Below are 16001 nucleotides of genomic sequence, written 5' to 3' on the forward strand. Positions count from 1 at the left end.
ATGTGGGCGAGTATCAAAAACTCAAGTCAGTATTTTCAAGGCCGTCTGAAATTGTGCTTTTCCGACATCCAAACATTCAGACGGCCTTTGTCAAACCGACAGGCCCGACAACCTGCTATAATCCCATCTTTATTTTTTCCAACGTTTTCAAGCGAAAAACAGAATGACCATGCAAGAACATTACCAACCCGCCGCCATCGAGCCTGCGGCGCAGAAAAAATGGGACGACGAGCGTATTTTCAACGTCTCCGAAGACGCTTCCAAACCCAAATACTACTGCCTCTCCATGTTCCCCTACCCCAGCGGCAAGCTGCACATGGGGCATGTGCGCAACTACACCATCGGCGACGTATTGAGCCGCTTCAAACGCTTAAACGGCTTCAACGTCATGCAGCCTATGGGTTGGGACGCGTTCGGCATGCCGGCGGAAAACGCGGCGATGAAAAACAATGTCGCCCCTGCCGCATGGACGTACGACAACATCGAATACATGAAAACCCAGCTCAAAAGCCTGGGTTTTGCGATTGACTGGGAACGCGAAGTCGCCACCTGCAAACCCGAATACTACCGCTGGGAACAATGGCTGTTTACCAAGCTGTTTGAAAAAGGCATCGTCTATCGCAAAAACGGCACGGTAAACTGGGACCCGGTCGACCAAACCGTCCTTGCCAACGAGCAAGTCATCGATGGGCGCGGCTGGCGTTCGGGTGCGTTGATCGAAAAACGCGAAATCCCGATGTATTACTTCAAAATCACGGATTACGCCGAAGAGCTGCTCAACGATTTGGACAAGCTGGAACACTGGCCGGAACAAGTTAAAACCATGCAGCGCAACTGGATCGGTAAATCACGCGGTATGACCGTGCGCTTCGCCGTTTCAGACGACAGCAAACAAGGCTTGGAAGGCGATTACGCGAAATTCCTGCAAGTTTATACCACCCGTCCCGACACGCTGATGGGCGCGACTTATGTTGCCGTTGCCGCCGAGCATCCGCTGGCAACCGCCGCAGCCGCCGACAAACCCGAATTGCAAGAGTTTATCGCCGAATGCAAAGCCGGCTCGGTTGCCGAAGCCGATATGGCGACGATGGAGAAAAAAGGCGTGCCGACCGGCCGCTACGTCGTCAACCCGCTCAACGGCGACAAGCTGGAAGTGTGGATTGCCAACTATGTATTGTGGGGCTACGGCGACGGCGCGGTGATGGCGGTTCCGGCGCACGACGAACGCGATTTTGAGTTCGCCACCAAATACAATCTTCCGAAAAAACAAGTCATTGCCGTCGGTGACAACGCATTCGACGCAAACCAATGGCAAGAGTGGTACGGCGACAAAGAAAACGGCGTATTGGTCAACAGCGGCGACTTGGACGGCATGAATTTTCAGACGGCCTTCGACGTCATCGCCGCCAAGCTGCAAAGCCAAAACGCAGGCGAACCGAAAACCCAATACCGCCTGCGCGACTGGGGTATTTCGCGCCAACGCTACTGGGGCTGCCCGATTCCCATCGTCCATTGCGAAAAATGCGGCGACGTCCCCGTCCCTGCCGACCAACTGCCCGTCGTCCTGCCTGAAAACGTCGTACCCGACGGCATGGGTTCGCCGCTAGCAAAAATGCCCGAGTTTTACGAAACCACCTGCCCATGCTGTGGCGGTGCGGCAAAACGCGAAACCGACACCATGGACACCTTCATGGAATCGAGCTGGTATTTCTTCCGCTACATGTCGCCCAAGTTCGCAGAAGGCATGGTATCGACTGAAGCCGCGAAATACTGGGGCGCGGTCGACCAATACATCGGCGGCATCGAACACGCGATTTTGCACCTCTTATACGCGCGCTTCTTCACCAAACTGATGCGCGACGAAGGCTTGGTCAGCGTGGACGAACCGTTTGAACGCCTGCTCACGCAAGGCATGGTCGTCTGCGAAACCTACTACCGTGAAAACGACAAAGGCGGCAAAGACTGGATCAACCCTGCCGATGTCGAGCTGACTTTCGACGACAAAGGCCGCCCCGTTTCCGCCGTCCTCAAAGCCGACGGACTGCCCGTCGTCATCAGCGGCACGGAAAAAATGTCCAAGTCCAAAAACAATGGCGTCGATCCGCAAGAACTGATTAATGCCTACGGCGCGGACACCGCCCGCCTGTTTATGATGTTCGCCGCACCGCCCGAACAGTCTCTCGAATGGAGCGACAGCGGCGTCGAAGGCGCGCACCGCTTCCTGCGTCGTCTGTGGCGTACCGTTTACGAATACCTGAAACAAGGCGAAGCGGTCAAAGCGTTTGCAGGCAGCCAAGACGGTTTGTCTAAAGAACTCAAAGACCTGCGCCACAAACTGCATTCCACCATCGCCAAAGTCAGCGACGACTACGGCCGCCGCCAGCAGTTCAACACCGCCATCGCCGCCGTGATGGAACTGCTCAACCAATACGACAAAACCGACACCGGCGGCGAACAAGGCCGAACCGTCGCCCAAGAAGTATTGGAAGCCGTCGTACGCCTGCTGTGGCCCATCGTGCCGCACATCTGCGAAACCCTGTGGAGCGAATTGAACAGCGCGAAACTGTGGGAAGCAGGCTGGCCGACAGTCGATGAAGCCGCTTTGGTTAAATCCGAAATCGAAGTGATGGTTCAAGTCAACGGCAAACTGCGCGGCAAAATCACCGTCGCCGCCGACGCCTCCAAAGCCGACCTCGAAGCCGCCGCCCTCGCCAACGAAGGCGCAGTGAAATTCATGGAAGGCAAGCCTGCGAAGAAAATCATCGTCGTTCCCGGACGCTTGGTGAATATCGTCGTCTAAACCGCTTTTAAGGTTTAGCCACATAGATAAAGGCCGTCTGAAACTTGGAAACAGGTTTTCAGACGGCCTTTTTAAGGTAGATTAAGCTGATAAGTCCAATAACACATTGGTATGGAAAGATTCCATTGGATTTAGAATCACTCTACACACGTCCCAAAAACATAAATCCGTTGTATTCCTCACGATGTTTTGGCACAATTCGAAGCCAATCAACCACGCTTGTACTTGGCATCCTAATGGCTTCAAAACCCTTCCTAAAATGGGCTGGTGGCAAACATAAACTTGTCCCCTTTATCGAACACAATCTACCTACTCCTGCACGAAAACGTCTGATTGAACCCTTTTGCGGTTCTGCCGCTTTATCTCTTGCATTGGATTTCGAACATTATCTGCTCAATGATATTAACGCTGACTTAATCGGCTTATTCCGTATCCTAAAAGAAGAAAAATTCGGATTCATAGACTATGCCCGCTCTTTCTTTACTTCTGAAAACAATAGCGATTCAAGATTCTATGAATTGCGGGAACAATTCAACTTCAGCCAAGATCTACACGAACGTTCAGCGCTATTTATTTATTTGAACCGCCATGCTTTTAACGGTTTATGCCGTTACAACAGCAAAGGGGCATTCAATGTGCCGTTTGGACGCTACAAATCTCCTTACTTTCCCCAACAAGAAATGGAAGGTTTCATTCAAAAATCTGACAGAGTTGAATTAATGTGCGGAGATTTTCAAACAATCCTATCTCTGACAAACAATACAGATATTGTTTATTGTGATCCTCCTTATGCACCTTTAAGCCCAACCGCTTCATTTACCACTTACGCCAAAGAAGGTTTCAATTTAGACGATCAAATCCGTCTTGCCCAGTCAGCCCAACAAATTGCGCCTAACTCTCAAGGCGTTTTGATTTCAAATCATGATACTGAATTTACGAGAGATATTTATTCTTCTGCCATTCTAAAAACGGTTGAAGTACAGCGCAATATTGCCGCCAAAGGCAGCAGTCGTAAGAAAGTCGGAGAATTATTGGCAATTTATGAGTGATTTTGACAAACTGGCTGAAGAAGCTGCCATTTATCAAAGTCGTTTGAAAAAATTTGTTTCAGACGACCTTGTCCTCTACAACGAAAATTCCCTTAACGTCATGCGGAAGATATTGGAAAAACATCCAAACGGCTGTTTTGATATGATTTTCGCAGACCCGCCTTACTTTCTTTCCAATGATGGCTTCAGTTGTCAAAGTGGACAAATGGTTTCCGTTAATAAGGGTAACTGGGATAAATCCAAAGGAATGGCGGCAGATTTGGAATTCTACGAAGAATGGCTTCGACTGTGTTACGCCTTATTAAAACCAAATGGCACAATTTGGGTTTGCGGCACATTCCATAATGTCTATTTAATCGGCTACCTGATGCAAACCATCGGATACCATATTTTGAACAATATTACTTGGGAAAAACCCAATCCTCCCCCTAATTTGTCCTGCCGTTTTTTTACCCATTCGACAGAAACAATCTTATGGGCAAAGAAAAATAAAAAAGCCAAACATACGTTTCATTATGAAATGATGAAAGCACAAAATAATGGCAAACAGATGAAATGTGTTTGGACATTCCCTCCTCCCAATAAAGCCGAAAAAACATTCGGCAAACATCCGACACAAAAACCACTCCCCTTGCTTGAACGCTGCATACTCTCAGCTTCAAACATCGGAGATTTAATTTTTGACCCTTTCATGGGCAGCGGCACGACAGGCGTTGCTGCCTTAAAACATGGTCGGAAATTTTGTGGTTGCGAACTAGAAGAAGATTTTTTTGAATTGGCAAAGAAAAGGCTACAACAAAAGCTGTAGCCCCATCTTATTTTAAATTATTCGAACAACACCATCCCTACCCTGTCTGGCCATTTCACGAACTTCCCGCATGAATTCTTTTTTAAAATAAAATGCATGATTCTTATTTGAAATATTCCGATTATATTGTGCAGAAAATATAGGATGGTATGGCTTGGAATCTTTTGATCTGATTTGTATAAAACTACCGTTTGATGTATGAATGTATCCGTCGCCGGAATTAATATCAGCTAACAGCTTACTTTTAATTTGCGTGAAATCAGCAGATAACTGTCTGAAAAGTTCACCCCTTTCATTTATTTGCACATGATAGGCTGACTGTATGTACCATTTGTCAGGATTGTTGTCGACTTTACAAATAGGAACATATAGCAAATTCTTTATTTTTTGGTATATCCAACTATCTTCAAAGCTTATCTGATCGCTGATTAACTGATCAAAGTTACTAGAAATCTGCGAGATAAACATAGTCTCTAGTGGCGCACCATCTTTATCTGCTTTATTGGTTTTTAGCTCACCATCAGAAAAATCTGTCAAAGCATTTGTATTCTTAAGTCCTATCAATTTCTCGATAAACTGCCCTACGCCGCCTTTATTTATCTTCATTTCAGAGGTGAACTTGGGGAATCTGGTTTGATATTCAAGTTTTAGATCTCCTAGCGTCCTTCCGACGTTTTCTCTAAAAAAACCATATGAATCAGTTAGATTCATTATCACAGTTTCCGTCATTAACATGGTCCTTAAAAGTTAAAAGTTCAGGTAAAGAAATATCTAATGCGCTAGCCAAACGAATAAGATTTAATAGGGCGGGGTTACGCTCTCCACGTTCTATCATTCCGATATAAGTCCGGTGCATATTCGCTTTTTCAGCCAATGCTTCCTGACTTAAATCCTGGAGTTGTCTTAAATGACGAACATGTTTGCCAAATTGTTTTAAAATTTCTGATTTCATGATGACTATTCTTAATGTTTGCAAATTAAATTCCACATACAATAAGTATCAACTTTAGTTCTAATACGAAAGGCCGTCTGAAACCCTATATTCAGGTTTCAGACGGCCTTTTTAACTCACCGATTTTATTCGCCGTAATAGGCTTTGGTCAGGATTTCTTCCATATCGGCCACCATGGCGAGGCGCGGGTTGGCCGGGGTGCATTGGTCTTCAAAAGACATCATGGCCAGCTCTTTTCTGCCGTCGAGGAAGGTTTTCTCATCGATGCCCTGCTCTTTAAACGACATTTTGATGCCAACGTTGACCGCCAGTTCGTGGCAAGCACGGGCGAAGGATTCGACGCCTTCTGCCGGTGTGCTGCATGGCAGGCCTAAGGTACGGGCGATTTCCTGATATTTCAGGTCGGCTTTGTAGTAGTTGTACTTCGGCCAAGTGGCGGTTTTCTGCGGGCGCGTGCCGTTGTAGCGGATGACGTGCGGCAGCAGGATGGCGTTGGCACGGCCGTGCGGAACATGATATTTGCCGCCGATTTTGTGTGCCATCGAGTGGTTGATGCCCAAGAACGCATTGGCAAACGCCATGCCTGCGATGGTGGAGGCGTTGTGCATATGCTCGCGCGCTTCTGGATCGGCCGCACCGTGTTTGTAGGAGCGTTCGAGGTATTGGAACACGAGCTTGATGGCTTGCAGGGCGAGGCCGTCTGTAAAGTCGTTCGCCAGTACGGAAACGTACGCTTCTACCGCGTGGGTCAATACGTCCAAACCGGTATCGGCGGTTACGCTTGCCGGTACGGTCATGGTAAACGCAGGATCGACAATCGAAATGGTTGGGGTCAGCGAGTAGTCGGCGATGGGGTATTTTTTGTCGCCGTCGCTGATGACGGTAAACGGCGTGACTTCGGAGCCTGTGCCCGATGTGGTAGGGATGCCGATGAATTTGGCTTTGCGGCCCAATTCAGGGAAGCGGAAGGCACGTTTGCGGATGTCCATGAATTTTTGCACCAAGTCTTCAAAATCGACTTGCGGCTGCTCGTAGAAAAGCCACATGGCTTTGGCCGCGTCCATCGGCGAGCCGCCGCCCAACGCGATGATTGTGTCTGGCTGAAAGCTGCGCATCAAATCCGTGCCTTTATAGACGGTTTGGACGCTCGGATCGGCTTCGACATCGGTAAACAGCTGGATGGTCACTTTGTTTTTGCGTTGGTGGAGCTGGTAGGTGATTTTATCGACAAAGCCCAGATCAACCATCGAACGGTCGGTCACAATCATGACTTTTTCGCAGTCTTTCATGTCTTGCAGATATTGGATGGAATCGCGTTCAAAATAGATTTTGGCGGGCACTTTGAACCATTGCATGTTGTTTCTCCGACGGCCTACTTTTTTGATGTTTAACAGATTGACTGCGCTGACGTTGCCGCCGACGGCGTTTTTACCGTAAGAGCCGCAACCGAGGGTCAGAGAAGGCAGGAAGGCGTTGTACACGTCGCCGATGCCGCCGAAGGTGGAAGGCGAATTCCAAATCACGCGCAGCGCTTTGACGCGGGAGCCGAACGTTTTGACCAATTCTTCGTCGGCGGTATGGATGGCGGCGGAGTGTCCCAAGCCGTCAAAGGCAACCATTTCTTCGGCGAACTTCAAACCTTGTTCGGTCGAATCCGCCTTAATCATGGCCAAAACAGGCGAAAGTTTTTCACGGGTCAGCGGCTCGTTCGGGCCGACTTCGCGGCATTCGGCGATGATGATGTTGGTTTTTTCAGGTACTTTAAACCCGGCCTGCTCGGCAATCCATGCCGCCGGTTTGCCCACGACGGCAGAATTGAGTTTCGCGCCGCCGCAGCTGGCGCAATTCGCCGTTACGCCGAAGATAAACTCTTCGAGCATGGCTTTTTCTTTTTTGTTGGCAAAGTACACGCCGTAGGATTTGAACTCTTCGGCCAACTCTTTGTAAATCTCTTTATCGGCAATCACCGCTTGCTCGCTGGCGCACACCATGCCGTTGTCGAAAGATTTCGACATCACAATATCGTGCGCCACCTGTTTGATGTCCGCCGTTTTTTCAACATAAGCAGGTACGTTGCCCGCCCCGACGCCGAGCGCAGGTTTGCCGCAAGAATACGCGGCTTCCACCATCGCATTGCCGCCGGTCGCCAAAATCGTTGCCACGCCCGGATGCTTCATCAGCGCGGAAGTGCCTTCCATAGACGGCTTTTCAATCCACTGGATACAGTTTTCCGGCGCACCGGCCGCAATCGCCGCATCGCGCACGATACGCGCTGCATGGGCGGAACACTGCTGGGCGGACGGGTGGAACGAGAAAATAATCGGATTGCGGGTTTTCAGTGCAATCAGGGATTTGAAAATGGTAGTGGAAGTCGGATTGGTTGTCGGCACGATACCGCAAACCACGCCGACCGGATCGGCGATTTCGGTAATGCCGGTTACATCGTTTTCGCTGATGACGCCCACGGTTTTCAAATCGCGCAGGCGGCGCACGACGTTTTCGCAGGCAAACAGGTTTTTCGTCGCCTTATCCTCAAACACGCCGCGTCCCGTTTCTTCCACCGCGTGCATGGCGAGCACACCATGTTTGTCCAGCGCGGCGATAGAGGCTTTGGCAACAATAAAGTCAATCTGCTCCTGATCGAGCTTAAGAAACTCGTCCAATGCCCGTAAACCCTTGTCAACCAGGCTGTTTACCTCGGCTACGGCTGGGCTGACGACGTTGTCGGCTGATGCGTTCATGGTGTATCTCCTTAATAAAAGGTGGCGATAAGGTCAATAAATTTTCACTACGATAACTATAGGTAATTTAGTTACATTTTGCTTTGACCTACATCACAAACCATGATTGAACTTTTCAGACGGCCATTTTATCGTTTATTCATTTTAATTCTCTGAAGTATAATATTTTATCTATACAAAAACAAAGACGGTCATTCTTCGTCGCTTTCCTCGATAATTAAGATAAAAACAGAAAATAGATGTATTAAAATTACAAACGCAAATGAAAAAGGCCGTCTGAAAATATTTTTCAGACGGCCTTTTCATATCTATCTTTTATTGGCTGATGTCTTCCAGCGTACGGCCTTTGGTTTCTTCACCCAATACCAAGATTACCGCCACAATCAGCAGCATAACCAGCGCAAACATCATAAAGATATTGCCGAAGCCGCCGCTGTTGCCCACCATCGCCGCCACTACCATAGGCGCGAGTATGCCGCCGACGCGGCCGATGGCACCTGCCCAGCCGGATGCGAAGGCTCGGAAGCGCAAGGGGTAGAGTTCGGGGGTGTAGGTGTACAAAACGCCCCATGCGCCCAAGTTGAAGAAGGACATCAGGCTACCCCAAATCATGACTTCGGCCGCCGTGGTGCTTTGCCCGAAAAACCATGCGCACGCGGCGCACGCGGCCAAAAAGCCTGCCAGCGTTGCTTTGCGGCCGATTCTTTCCACCAAAGCCGCGGCGGCAATATAGCCGGGCAGTTGCGCAACAATCATCACCAGCACATATTCAAAGGTTTTAACCACGGTATTGCCCTGCTCGACCAGCAATTTGGGCAACCAAGTGAAAATGCCGTAATACGAAAACACGATGCCGAACCAAACCAGCCACAGCATCAGCGTGCGCCGTGCAAACGGATGTTGCCAAAGTTGGACAAAGCGGATGCGTTCGCGCGGGGCGGCCGGTGCGGCAACAGCTTGTGTCGGCGGCGTGATGCCCGATTGAATTTCCAGCGCGGATACCAACTGGTGCGCTTCGTTGGTTTTGCCGCGGGAAAGCAGGTAAGGCACGGATTCGGGAACGAATTTCAACACCAACGGCACATAAAACAGGGGCAAGGCGCCGAATAAAAACGCGCTGTGCCAGCCGGTTTGCGGAATAAAGAAATAAGACACCAGCGCGGCCGAGAGCCAGCCCAAGCCCCAAAAGCTTTCCAGCAATACAATAAAACGGCCGCGTACTTTCGGCGGTGCATATTCGCTAACCAGCGACACGGCGACGGGCAGTTGGCCGCCCAAGCCGACGCCGACAAAAAAGCGGCACACCAGCAAAACCGTCAAATCAGGCGCGAGCGCACACAAACCTGTGGCAATGCTGTACACCACCATCGTGCCGGCAAAAACGGTTTTCCGTCCGAACCTGTCCGCCAGCCAGCCGCTGAATACCGCGCCCAGAGCCATGCCGACAAAGGCAATGCTGACAATCCAACCCAACTGCGCCGGAGCCAGCGCCCAATCTTTGCCCAAAGCCGGCAATACAAACGACACCAAGCCTGTATCCATGGCATCAAACAGCCAGCCTATGCCGACCAAAACCAGAAGTTTGTAATGAAAGCGGGAGGGCGGAAGATTGTGCAGCCGCGTCAGAATATCCATCACTTCTTTCCTTTGTTTGTGTATGATTGAATTGGGTTTTAGCAATAAATGCTTTAATTTCAGTGACAAACCTGAAACCGAGACATTGTGTCGATTTTAACATTGGTACCCTATGCAAAGAATAGGAAGCGCGTGTTTTTTGGCTATTTTTATCGCAAAAACCGCACGCCATATTAAAACGCAGAATAAGGGTTCACGGCAGGCCGTCTGAAACCGATGCTCCGGGTTTCAGACGGCCTGCCGTTTTTTGCAAAGGCTTCCTGCTTGGGTTATGATGTTTATTTGTAATATGTAAACAGACGATTGCCTGTTTTTACATAACAGGCCGTCTGAAACAACGGAGAACGATATGAATGCGGTTGTAATTGCGGTCATCATCATGCTGGCGCTGTCTTTATCGCGCGTGCATGTGGTGCTCAGCTTGGCTGTCGGCGCGTTTGTCGGCGGATTGGTGGCCGGTATGCCTTTGGAGAATGTGACCAACGCGGCCGGCGATGTGGTGCAGCAAGGGATTATTCCTGTTTTTAACGAAGGCTTGAAAGGCGGGGCGCAAATCGCGCTGTCTTATGCCATGCTCGGCGCGTTTGCCATGGCCATCACGCATTCCGGCCTGCCGCAACAGCTCGCCGGCGTGATTATCCGCAAGCTCAACGGCGGCGAAGGCAATGCGAAAGGCGAAGGCGCGGTCAAATGGATGCTGCTGGCGATTATTTTGTGCATGGGCGTGATGAGCCAAAACGTTGTGCCGATTCATATCGCGTTTATCCCGATGATTATTCCGCCGCTGCTGTTGGTGTTCAACCGCTTGAAGCTCGACCGCCGCTTGGTAGCCTGCGTGATTACGTTTGGCTTGGTAACGACTTATATGTTCCTGCCTTACGGTTTTGGCGCCATCTTCTTGAACGACATCATGTTGGGCAACATCCGCTCGGCAGGCATGGACACCGGCGGCATCAATGTGATGCACGCAATGGCGATTCCGGCTTTGGGCATGGTGTCCGGTTTGCTACTGGCCTTCTTGCACTACCGCAAGCCGCGCATTTATCAAAACAACGCCGCCGATACGGAAGACAACCGTGAAGCGGTGCAACAACAAGAGCCGTCAACCTATCGCAGCTTGGTAGCGGCCGTAGCGATTGCCGTGTGCTTTGCCATCCAGCTTTTGTATGAAAACTCGTTGGTATTGGGTGCGATGTTGGGCTTTGCCGTGTTTATGATGTTGGGCGTGATGAACCGTTCCGCCGCCAGCGATGTGTTCGGCGAAGGCATCAAAATGATGGCCATGGTCGGCTTTATTATGATTGCGGCACAAGGTTTCGCCGCCGTCATGAACGCGACCGGCGACATCCAGCCTTTGGTCGAACGCAGCATGGCTTTGTTCGGAAGCAATAAAGGCATGGCCGCCTTTACCATGCTGTTTGTCGGCCTGCTGGTAACCATGGGCATCGGCTCGTCTTTCTCCACTTTGCCGATTATTACCGCGATTTATGTGCCTTTGTGCATCAGCTTGGGTTTCTCCCCAATGGCTACCGTGGCCATTGTCGGCACGGCAGGCGCGCTGGGCGATGCCGGCTCCCCCGCTTCCGACTCAACGCTCGGCCCGACCATGGGTTTGAACGCCGACGGTCAACACGACCACATCCGCGATTCGGTTATCCCGACCTTTATCCACTACAATATCCCGCTGATGGTTGCAGGCTGGATTGCCGCGATGGTGCTGTAATATGAGCGATATTCAGGAATTGGAACACCGCGTCACCGAGCTGGAAATTCAGACGGCCTTGCAGGAAGATTTAATCGGCAGCCTGAACGACACCATCGCCAAGATGCAGCAGGTTTTGGATTTGCAGCAAGGCCAGTTGCGGCTGCTGTATCAACGGATGCAGGACAAAGGTGCAAACGGCGAACGCGAACCGTACAGCCTGCGCGACGAGATTCCGCCGCATTATTGATGACCTAAAAAAGGGCGTGTTGGATACATGCCCTTTTCTTTCATAACAAAGGCCGTCTGAAAGTCAATCAAGCTTTCAGACGGCCTTTTAAACAATCAAACCTTACAAACAAGCCAATTCGTTGGCCATTTGCTGCTCGACGGTTTCACGTTGGCGGATAAGTTTGTATCCGCTGCCGTCAACCAATACTTCCGCCGCACGGTTACGCGTGTTGTAGTTGCTCGCCATGCTTGAACCATACGCACCGGCGCTGCGGATAAGCAGTAAATCCCCTTCTTCGCAGGCGATGGTTCGGTCTTTGCCGAGGAAGTCGCCGGTTTCGCAAATCGGGCCGACGATATTGGCCTTTAGAGGCTCAATGTCTTTGGTTTCGACCGCTTCAATGTGATGATAGGCGTCATAAAGCGCCGGACGCATCAAATCGTTCATCGCTGCATCGACCATCACAAAGTTTTTCTCTTCGCCATGTTTGACGAATTCGACGCGCGTCAACAACGAACCGGCATTGCCGACCAAGCTGCGGCCTGGCTCGAGGACCAGTTTCAGACGGCGTGTGCCGATCAGTTTTTGAACTTCTTTGGCATACGCACCCAAATCAGGCACATTTTCGTCTTGGTAAACAATGCCGACACCGCCGCCCAAGTCCAAGTGTTCCAACACAATGCCTTCGTCTGCCAGTTGGTCGACCAAGGCCAAGATACGTTCGCAGGCTTCGATGAGCGGGCTGAGGTCGGTCAATTGCGAGCCGATATGGCAGTCGATACCGATGATTTTCAAATGGCTTTGTCGGGAAGCATGACGATAGGCCTCAAGCGCATCGGCATAGGCAATACCGAATTTGTTGGCTTTCAAACCGGTGGAGATATAAGGGTGGGTTTTGGCATCGACATCAGGATTGACGCGCAGGGAAACCGGAGCGACTTTACCCAAACGCGCAGCAACTTTCTGAATACGGTCGATTTCGGGAATGCTTTCCATATTGAAACATTTCACGCCTGCATTCAGCGCAAATTCAATTTCTGCCTCACTCTTGCCCACACCGGAAAAAATCGTTTTCGCCGCATCGCCGCCGGCCGCCAAAACACGCGCCAACTCGCCGCCGGACACAATGTCAAACCCGCTCCCCAAAGAAGCAAAGTGTTTGATGATGCTCAGGTTGCCATTGGCTTTAACCGCGTAGCAGACAAGCGGATTCAAAGCAGCAAACGCGGTTTGGTAGTTTTCAAACGCCTCGGTCAGCGCAGATTTGCTGTACACATAAAGCGGCGTGCCGAATTCCTCGGCAAGGTGGGAATAAGGGATTTGTTCGCAGGATAAGGTCATGTTTGTGAAGTCTTTTTTAATCGTTGGTTTGAGTGATCGGCTCTTTTGCCGTATCGAATTTCAAGCCGGTCTGAATCACGCCGAAGCGCGCCTTGTCGCCTTCTTTGGGCAGGTAGAGATCGCCTTTGTAGCCGCAGGCAGAGAGCAGCAGAGCCGTTGCCGCTGCAAAAAATACGCCGTATTTCATCAGTAAAACTTTCTTCATCATTACGAATGTGGCAAGATTCGGTATCTTAAACAAAAACCACACAAAAAGCCATGATGACCGAAAGCGAATTCATCCGCCTGAGCGAAGAATTGTTTGAACACATTGAAGACCAAATCGATGAAAACGGCTGGGATTTCGACTGCCAGTTTGCAGGAAACGTGCTGACCATCGAAGCCGAAGACGGCACGCAAATCATCGTCAACCGCCACACGCCCAACCAAGAATTGTGGATTGCCGCCAAAAGCGGCGGCTACCATTTCGCCGAGCAAAACGGCAAATGGCTGGCAACACGCGACGGACGGGATTTCTACGATGTTTTGAACGAAGCACTGAGCGCGGCTTCGGGCGAAGCAGTCAATATTGCCGAATTGTGATTGAATCTTTAAATCTCACCCGCTAAAAATCTATTTACCTCAAAGGATACCCAAATGCCCCTACTAGACAGTTTCAAAGTCGACCACACCCGTATGCACGCCCCTGCCGTACGCGTGGCCAAAACCATGACCACGCCCAAAGGCGACACCATTACCGTATTTGACCTGCGTTTTTGCATTCCCAACAAAGAAATCCTGCCCGAAAAAGGCATTCACACGCTGGAGCATTTGTTCGCCGGCTTTATGCGCGACCACTTAAACGACAACGGCGTCGAAATCATCGACATTTCCCCGATGGGCTGCCGCACCGGTTTCTACATGAGCCTCATCGGCACGCCCGACGAGCAAAAAGTAGCCGTCGCATGGCTCGCTTCAATGCAGGATGTTTTGACCGTTCAAGACCAAAGCAAAATCCCCGAGTTGAACGAATACCAATGCGGCACCTACTTGATGCACTCGCTTGCCGAAGCGCACGAAATCGCCCAAAACGTTTTGGCACGCAAAGTAGCCGTCAATAAAAACGAAGAGCTGACATTGGACGAAAGCCTGTTGAACGCTTAATACTCGATGAAAACAAAGGCCGTCTGAAACTTTAGAGAAAGAAAATTTCAGACGGCCTAAGACCTTTTATTTCGATTTTCAACCTTTCAGCCGCAGTTTTACACCGCCTAAAAATAAGTTGGCTGTTGCTGACAATGTACATAGTATAATTGCACTTTAAACAAACAACCTGATTCTATTGCTTTTATGAAACCGTTTTTCTGCAAAACCGCTATTGCCCTCAGCCTGACCCTCCCCGCCGCCGCCAACGCTGCCGAGTATGTCTGCAATGTTGAAGGCATCTCTGTTTATGCTTCATACCCACTCAACAATACCTGCCGCGCAGTTGACACAAACAACACCGTGGAAAGCAGCGTTGCTGCAGAACCAAACGTATTCACCGAATCTGAAACAGCAAGCGGTAAAACCGTTACAATTCCAAGCGACACGCCGGTTTTAAAAACAGTACAGACAACGGAATTCAAAGCCACCGCCGCTGACTACATCAATACCCCCCGTGCAACACCTGCCGTACAAACCCCTGTTATAGCTGTTCGAAATAAAAACGGTATTCCTGCACCTATTTCCATTCCGATGGCACAAGCACGTCTAACTTCTCAAATTGATAAAAATGTTGCTGATGGCCTTGCCATTCTCGGTGATACAACCCCATCTACAATAAAACCTGAAATTGACACTACTGACGTTCTCAACGTCATACCTGATACCACACAACCTCAAACTGTGGCTGATCAAACTCCAAACAATATACCCGACTCCATTACCATTCCTATTACGCAAACCCACCCGACAGCATCTGCGATTCAAGCCCCCCAAACAATTATTCAGAATCCTGTTGTTTTACCGAAAACACCTGATCGCACTACGGCCAAACAAAATAACCAAACCGTAACTGCCTCAGATGAAATACTTGACAAAACACCTATCAAAGTTGAAACCAAGCGTAAAGGCAAAGCCCAAACTCCGACCCGACGTAATGCAAAAAACACCAAAACTGTAAAAACAGCCGTCACAAACACGGCTAACGAACAAACGATTAAAACCGTTGTTACGCCAACAGTAGAATCAAATGTACCAAATAAACCGGCTGCAACGGTTTCCCCGGTAGATCAAAGCAAAACCTCTGCGCAAACGCCTTTCCCTAAGGCATATAAGCCGGCTGCCGATATTCCGTTCGATCCGAGCAATGTTTACAACGATATCAAAATTCTGCCCCATATTCCGATTACCAGCGTAACCAACACAGCCGAAGCCGCCAATCCGCGTCTGAATATTATCTTGCGCAACCGTCCGGACAAATCACGCGCTCCTTCATACAGCAAATACAAAGCCCCTGTGATCCGCACTGCCCCTGTGGTTACGCCGGCACCTAAGCCAAGTCCTAAGGAAACCCGCAAACAAATATTGCAAACCGAAGTACGCAACGAACAGGCCGCTATTACCCGCCTTCAAACACAGCTGAATGCGGCCAAACAAAAAGGTGATCAGATTAAAATCCAACAACTGACCCGTACCATCAACGCCCGTCAAGCGAATATCCGCGCTATTCAAGGCGAGATGTCTCGTTAATTGGTTTTTGATACAAAAAGGCCGTCTGA

The 16001-nt window shown here is 49.9% G+C and carries 14 protein-coding genes; 8 read left to right on the top strand and 6 right to left on the bottom strand.

The annotated features are described in order from the left end of the window. The first annotated feature begins 169 nt into the window (after positions 1-169). From leuS to ACTHRY_RS00410, 3 genes are all read left to right on the top strand, one after another. On the top strand, positions 170-2800 hold the full coding sequence (leuS, locus tag ACTHRY_RS00400) for a leucine--tRNA ligase (RefSeq protein WP_049322587.1): 2631 nt from the start codon (positions 170-172) through the stop codon (positions 2798-2800). Between the two features lie 236 nt (positions 2801-3036). After that, positions 3037-3849, top strand: a complete 813-nt coding sequence (locus tag ACTHRY_RS00405) for a Dam family site-specific DNA-(adenine-N6)-methyltransferase (protein WP_049322588.1) — start codon at positions 3037-3039, stop codon at positions 3847-3849. Continuing rightward, positions 3842-4657: a site-specific DNA-methyltransferase gene (locus tag ACTHRY_RS00410; protein WP_049322589.1), complete on the top strand. Its 816-nt coding sequence runs from the start codon at positions 3842-3844 to the stop codon at positions 4655-4657. The genes ACTHRY_RS00405 and ACTHRY_RS00410 overlap by 8 nt, the downstream gene beginning before the upstream one ends. 12 nt (positions 4658-4669) lie before the next feature. Here ACTHRY_RS00410 and ACTHRY_RS00415 read toward each other — a convergent pair whose 3' ends face one another. From ACTHRY_RS00415 to ACTHRY_RS00430, 4 genes are all read right to left on the bottom strand, one after another. Then, the gene (locus tag ACTHRY_RS00415) at positions 4670-5368 is read right to left on the bottom strand and encodes a MutH/Sau3AI family endonuclease (protein ID WP_065423767.1); all 699 of its coding nucleotides are present in this window, start codon (positions 5366-5368) and stop codon (positions 4670-4672) included. Beyond that, entirely contained in the window at positions 5355-5609 is a 255-nt protein-coding gene (locus ACTHRY_RS00420) for a helix-turn-helix domain-containing protein (RefSeq protein ID WP_079453748.1), read from the bottom strand. Before ACTHRY_RS00420 ends, ACTHRY_RS00415 begins: the two co-directional genes overlap by 14 nt. Before the next feature lie 125 nt (positions 5610-5734). After that, on the bottom strand, positions 5735-8350 hold the full coding sequence (gene adhE / locus ACTHRY_RS00425; protein ID WP_049322590.1) for a bifunctional acetaldehyde-CoA/alcohol dehydrogenase: 2616 nt from the start codon (positions 8348-8350) through the stop codon (positions 5735-5737). Between the two features lie 315 nt (positions 8351-8665). Further along, positions 8666-9985 carry an MFS transporter gene (locus tag ACTHRY_RS00430; RefSeq protein ID WP_049322591.1) on the bottom strand — a complete coding sequence of 440 codons (1320 nt, stop codon included), beginning with the start codon at positions 9983-9985 and terminating at the stop codon, positions 8666-8668. Positions 9986-10334: 349 nt separating this feature from the next. Between ACTHRY_RS00430 and ACTHRY_RS00435 the strand changes: the two genes are divergently transcribed. Further along, a complete protein-coding gene (locus tag ACTHRY_RS00435) occupies positions 10335-11708 on the top strand; it encodes a Na+/H+ antiporter family protein (RefSeq protein ID WP_036493460.1) in 1374 nt (457 codons plus the stop codon). A gap of 1 nt (position 11709) precedes the next feature. After that, entirely contained in the window at positions 11710-11937 is a 228-nt protein-coding gene (locus ACTHRY_RS00440; RefSeq protein WP_049323085.1) for a SlyX family protein, read from the top strand. A 102-nt stretch (positions 11938-12039) separates the two neighbouring features. Here the strand turns inward: ACTHRY_RS00440 and lysA are convergent, their stop codons facing one another. Both lysA and lptM read right to left on the bottom strand, forming a co-directional pair. After that, positions 12040-13260, bottom strand: a complete 1221-nt coding sequence (gene lysA / locus ACTHRY_RS00445) for a diaminopimelate decarboxylase (RefSeq protein WP_049323084.1) — start codon at positions 13258-13260, stop codon at positions 12040-12042. A gap of 16 nt (positions 13261-13276) precedes the next feature. Then, the gene (gene lptM / locus ACTHRY_RS00450) at positions 13277-13468 is read right to left on the bottom strand and encodes an LPS translocon maturation chaperone LptM (protein WP_428846630.1); all 192 of its coding nucleotides are present in this window, start codon (positions 13466-13468) and stop codon (positions 13277-13279) included. A gap of 50 nt (positions 13469-13518) precedes the next feature. Here lptM and cyaY point away from each other — a divergent pair, with 50 nt between their 5' ends. The 3 genes from cyaY to ACTHRY_RS00465 all read left to right on the top strand — a co-directional run bounded on the left by cyaY (position 13519) and on the right by ACTHRY_RS00465 (position 15972). Next, positions 13519-13842: an iron donor protein CyaY gene (gene cyaY, locus ACTHRY_RS00455; RefSeq protein WP_049323082.1), complete on the top strand. Its 324-nt coding sequence runs from the start codon at positions 13519-13521 to the stop codon at positions 13840-13842. 54 nt (positions 13843-13896) lie between these two features. Continuing rightward, entirely contained in the window at positions 13897-14403 is a 507-nt protein-coding gene (gene luxS / locus ACTHRY_RS00460) for an S-ribosylhomocysteine lyase (protein ID WP_049323081.1), read from the top strand. A 186-nt stretch (positions 14404-14589) separates the two neighbouring features. Next, on the top strand, positions 14590-15972 hold the full coding sequence (locus ACTHRY_RS00465) for a hypothetical protein (protein ID WP_440373946.1): 1383 nt from the start codon (positions 14590-14592) through the stop codon (positions 15970-15972). Positions 15973-16001: the final 29 nt, after the last annotated feature.

Origin of the sequence: Neisseria sp. P0004.S004, assembly GCF_051963335.1 — a bacterium.
Taxonomy (GTDB): Bacteria; Pseudomonadota; Gammaproteobacteria; order Burkholderiales; family Neisseriaceae; genus Neisseria.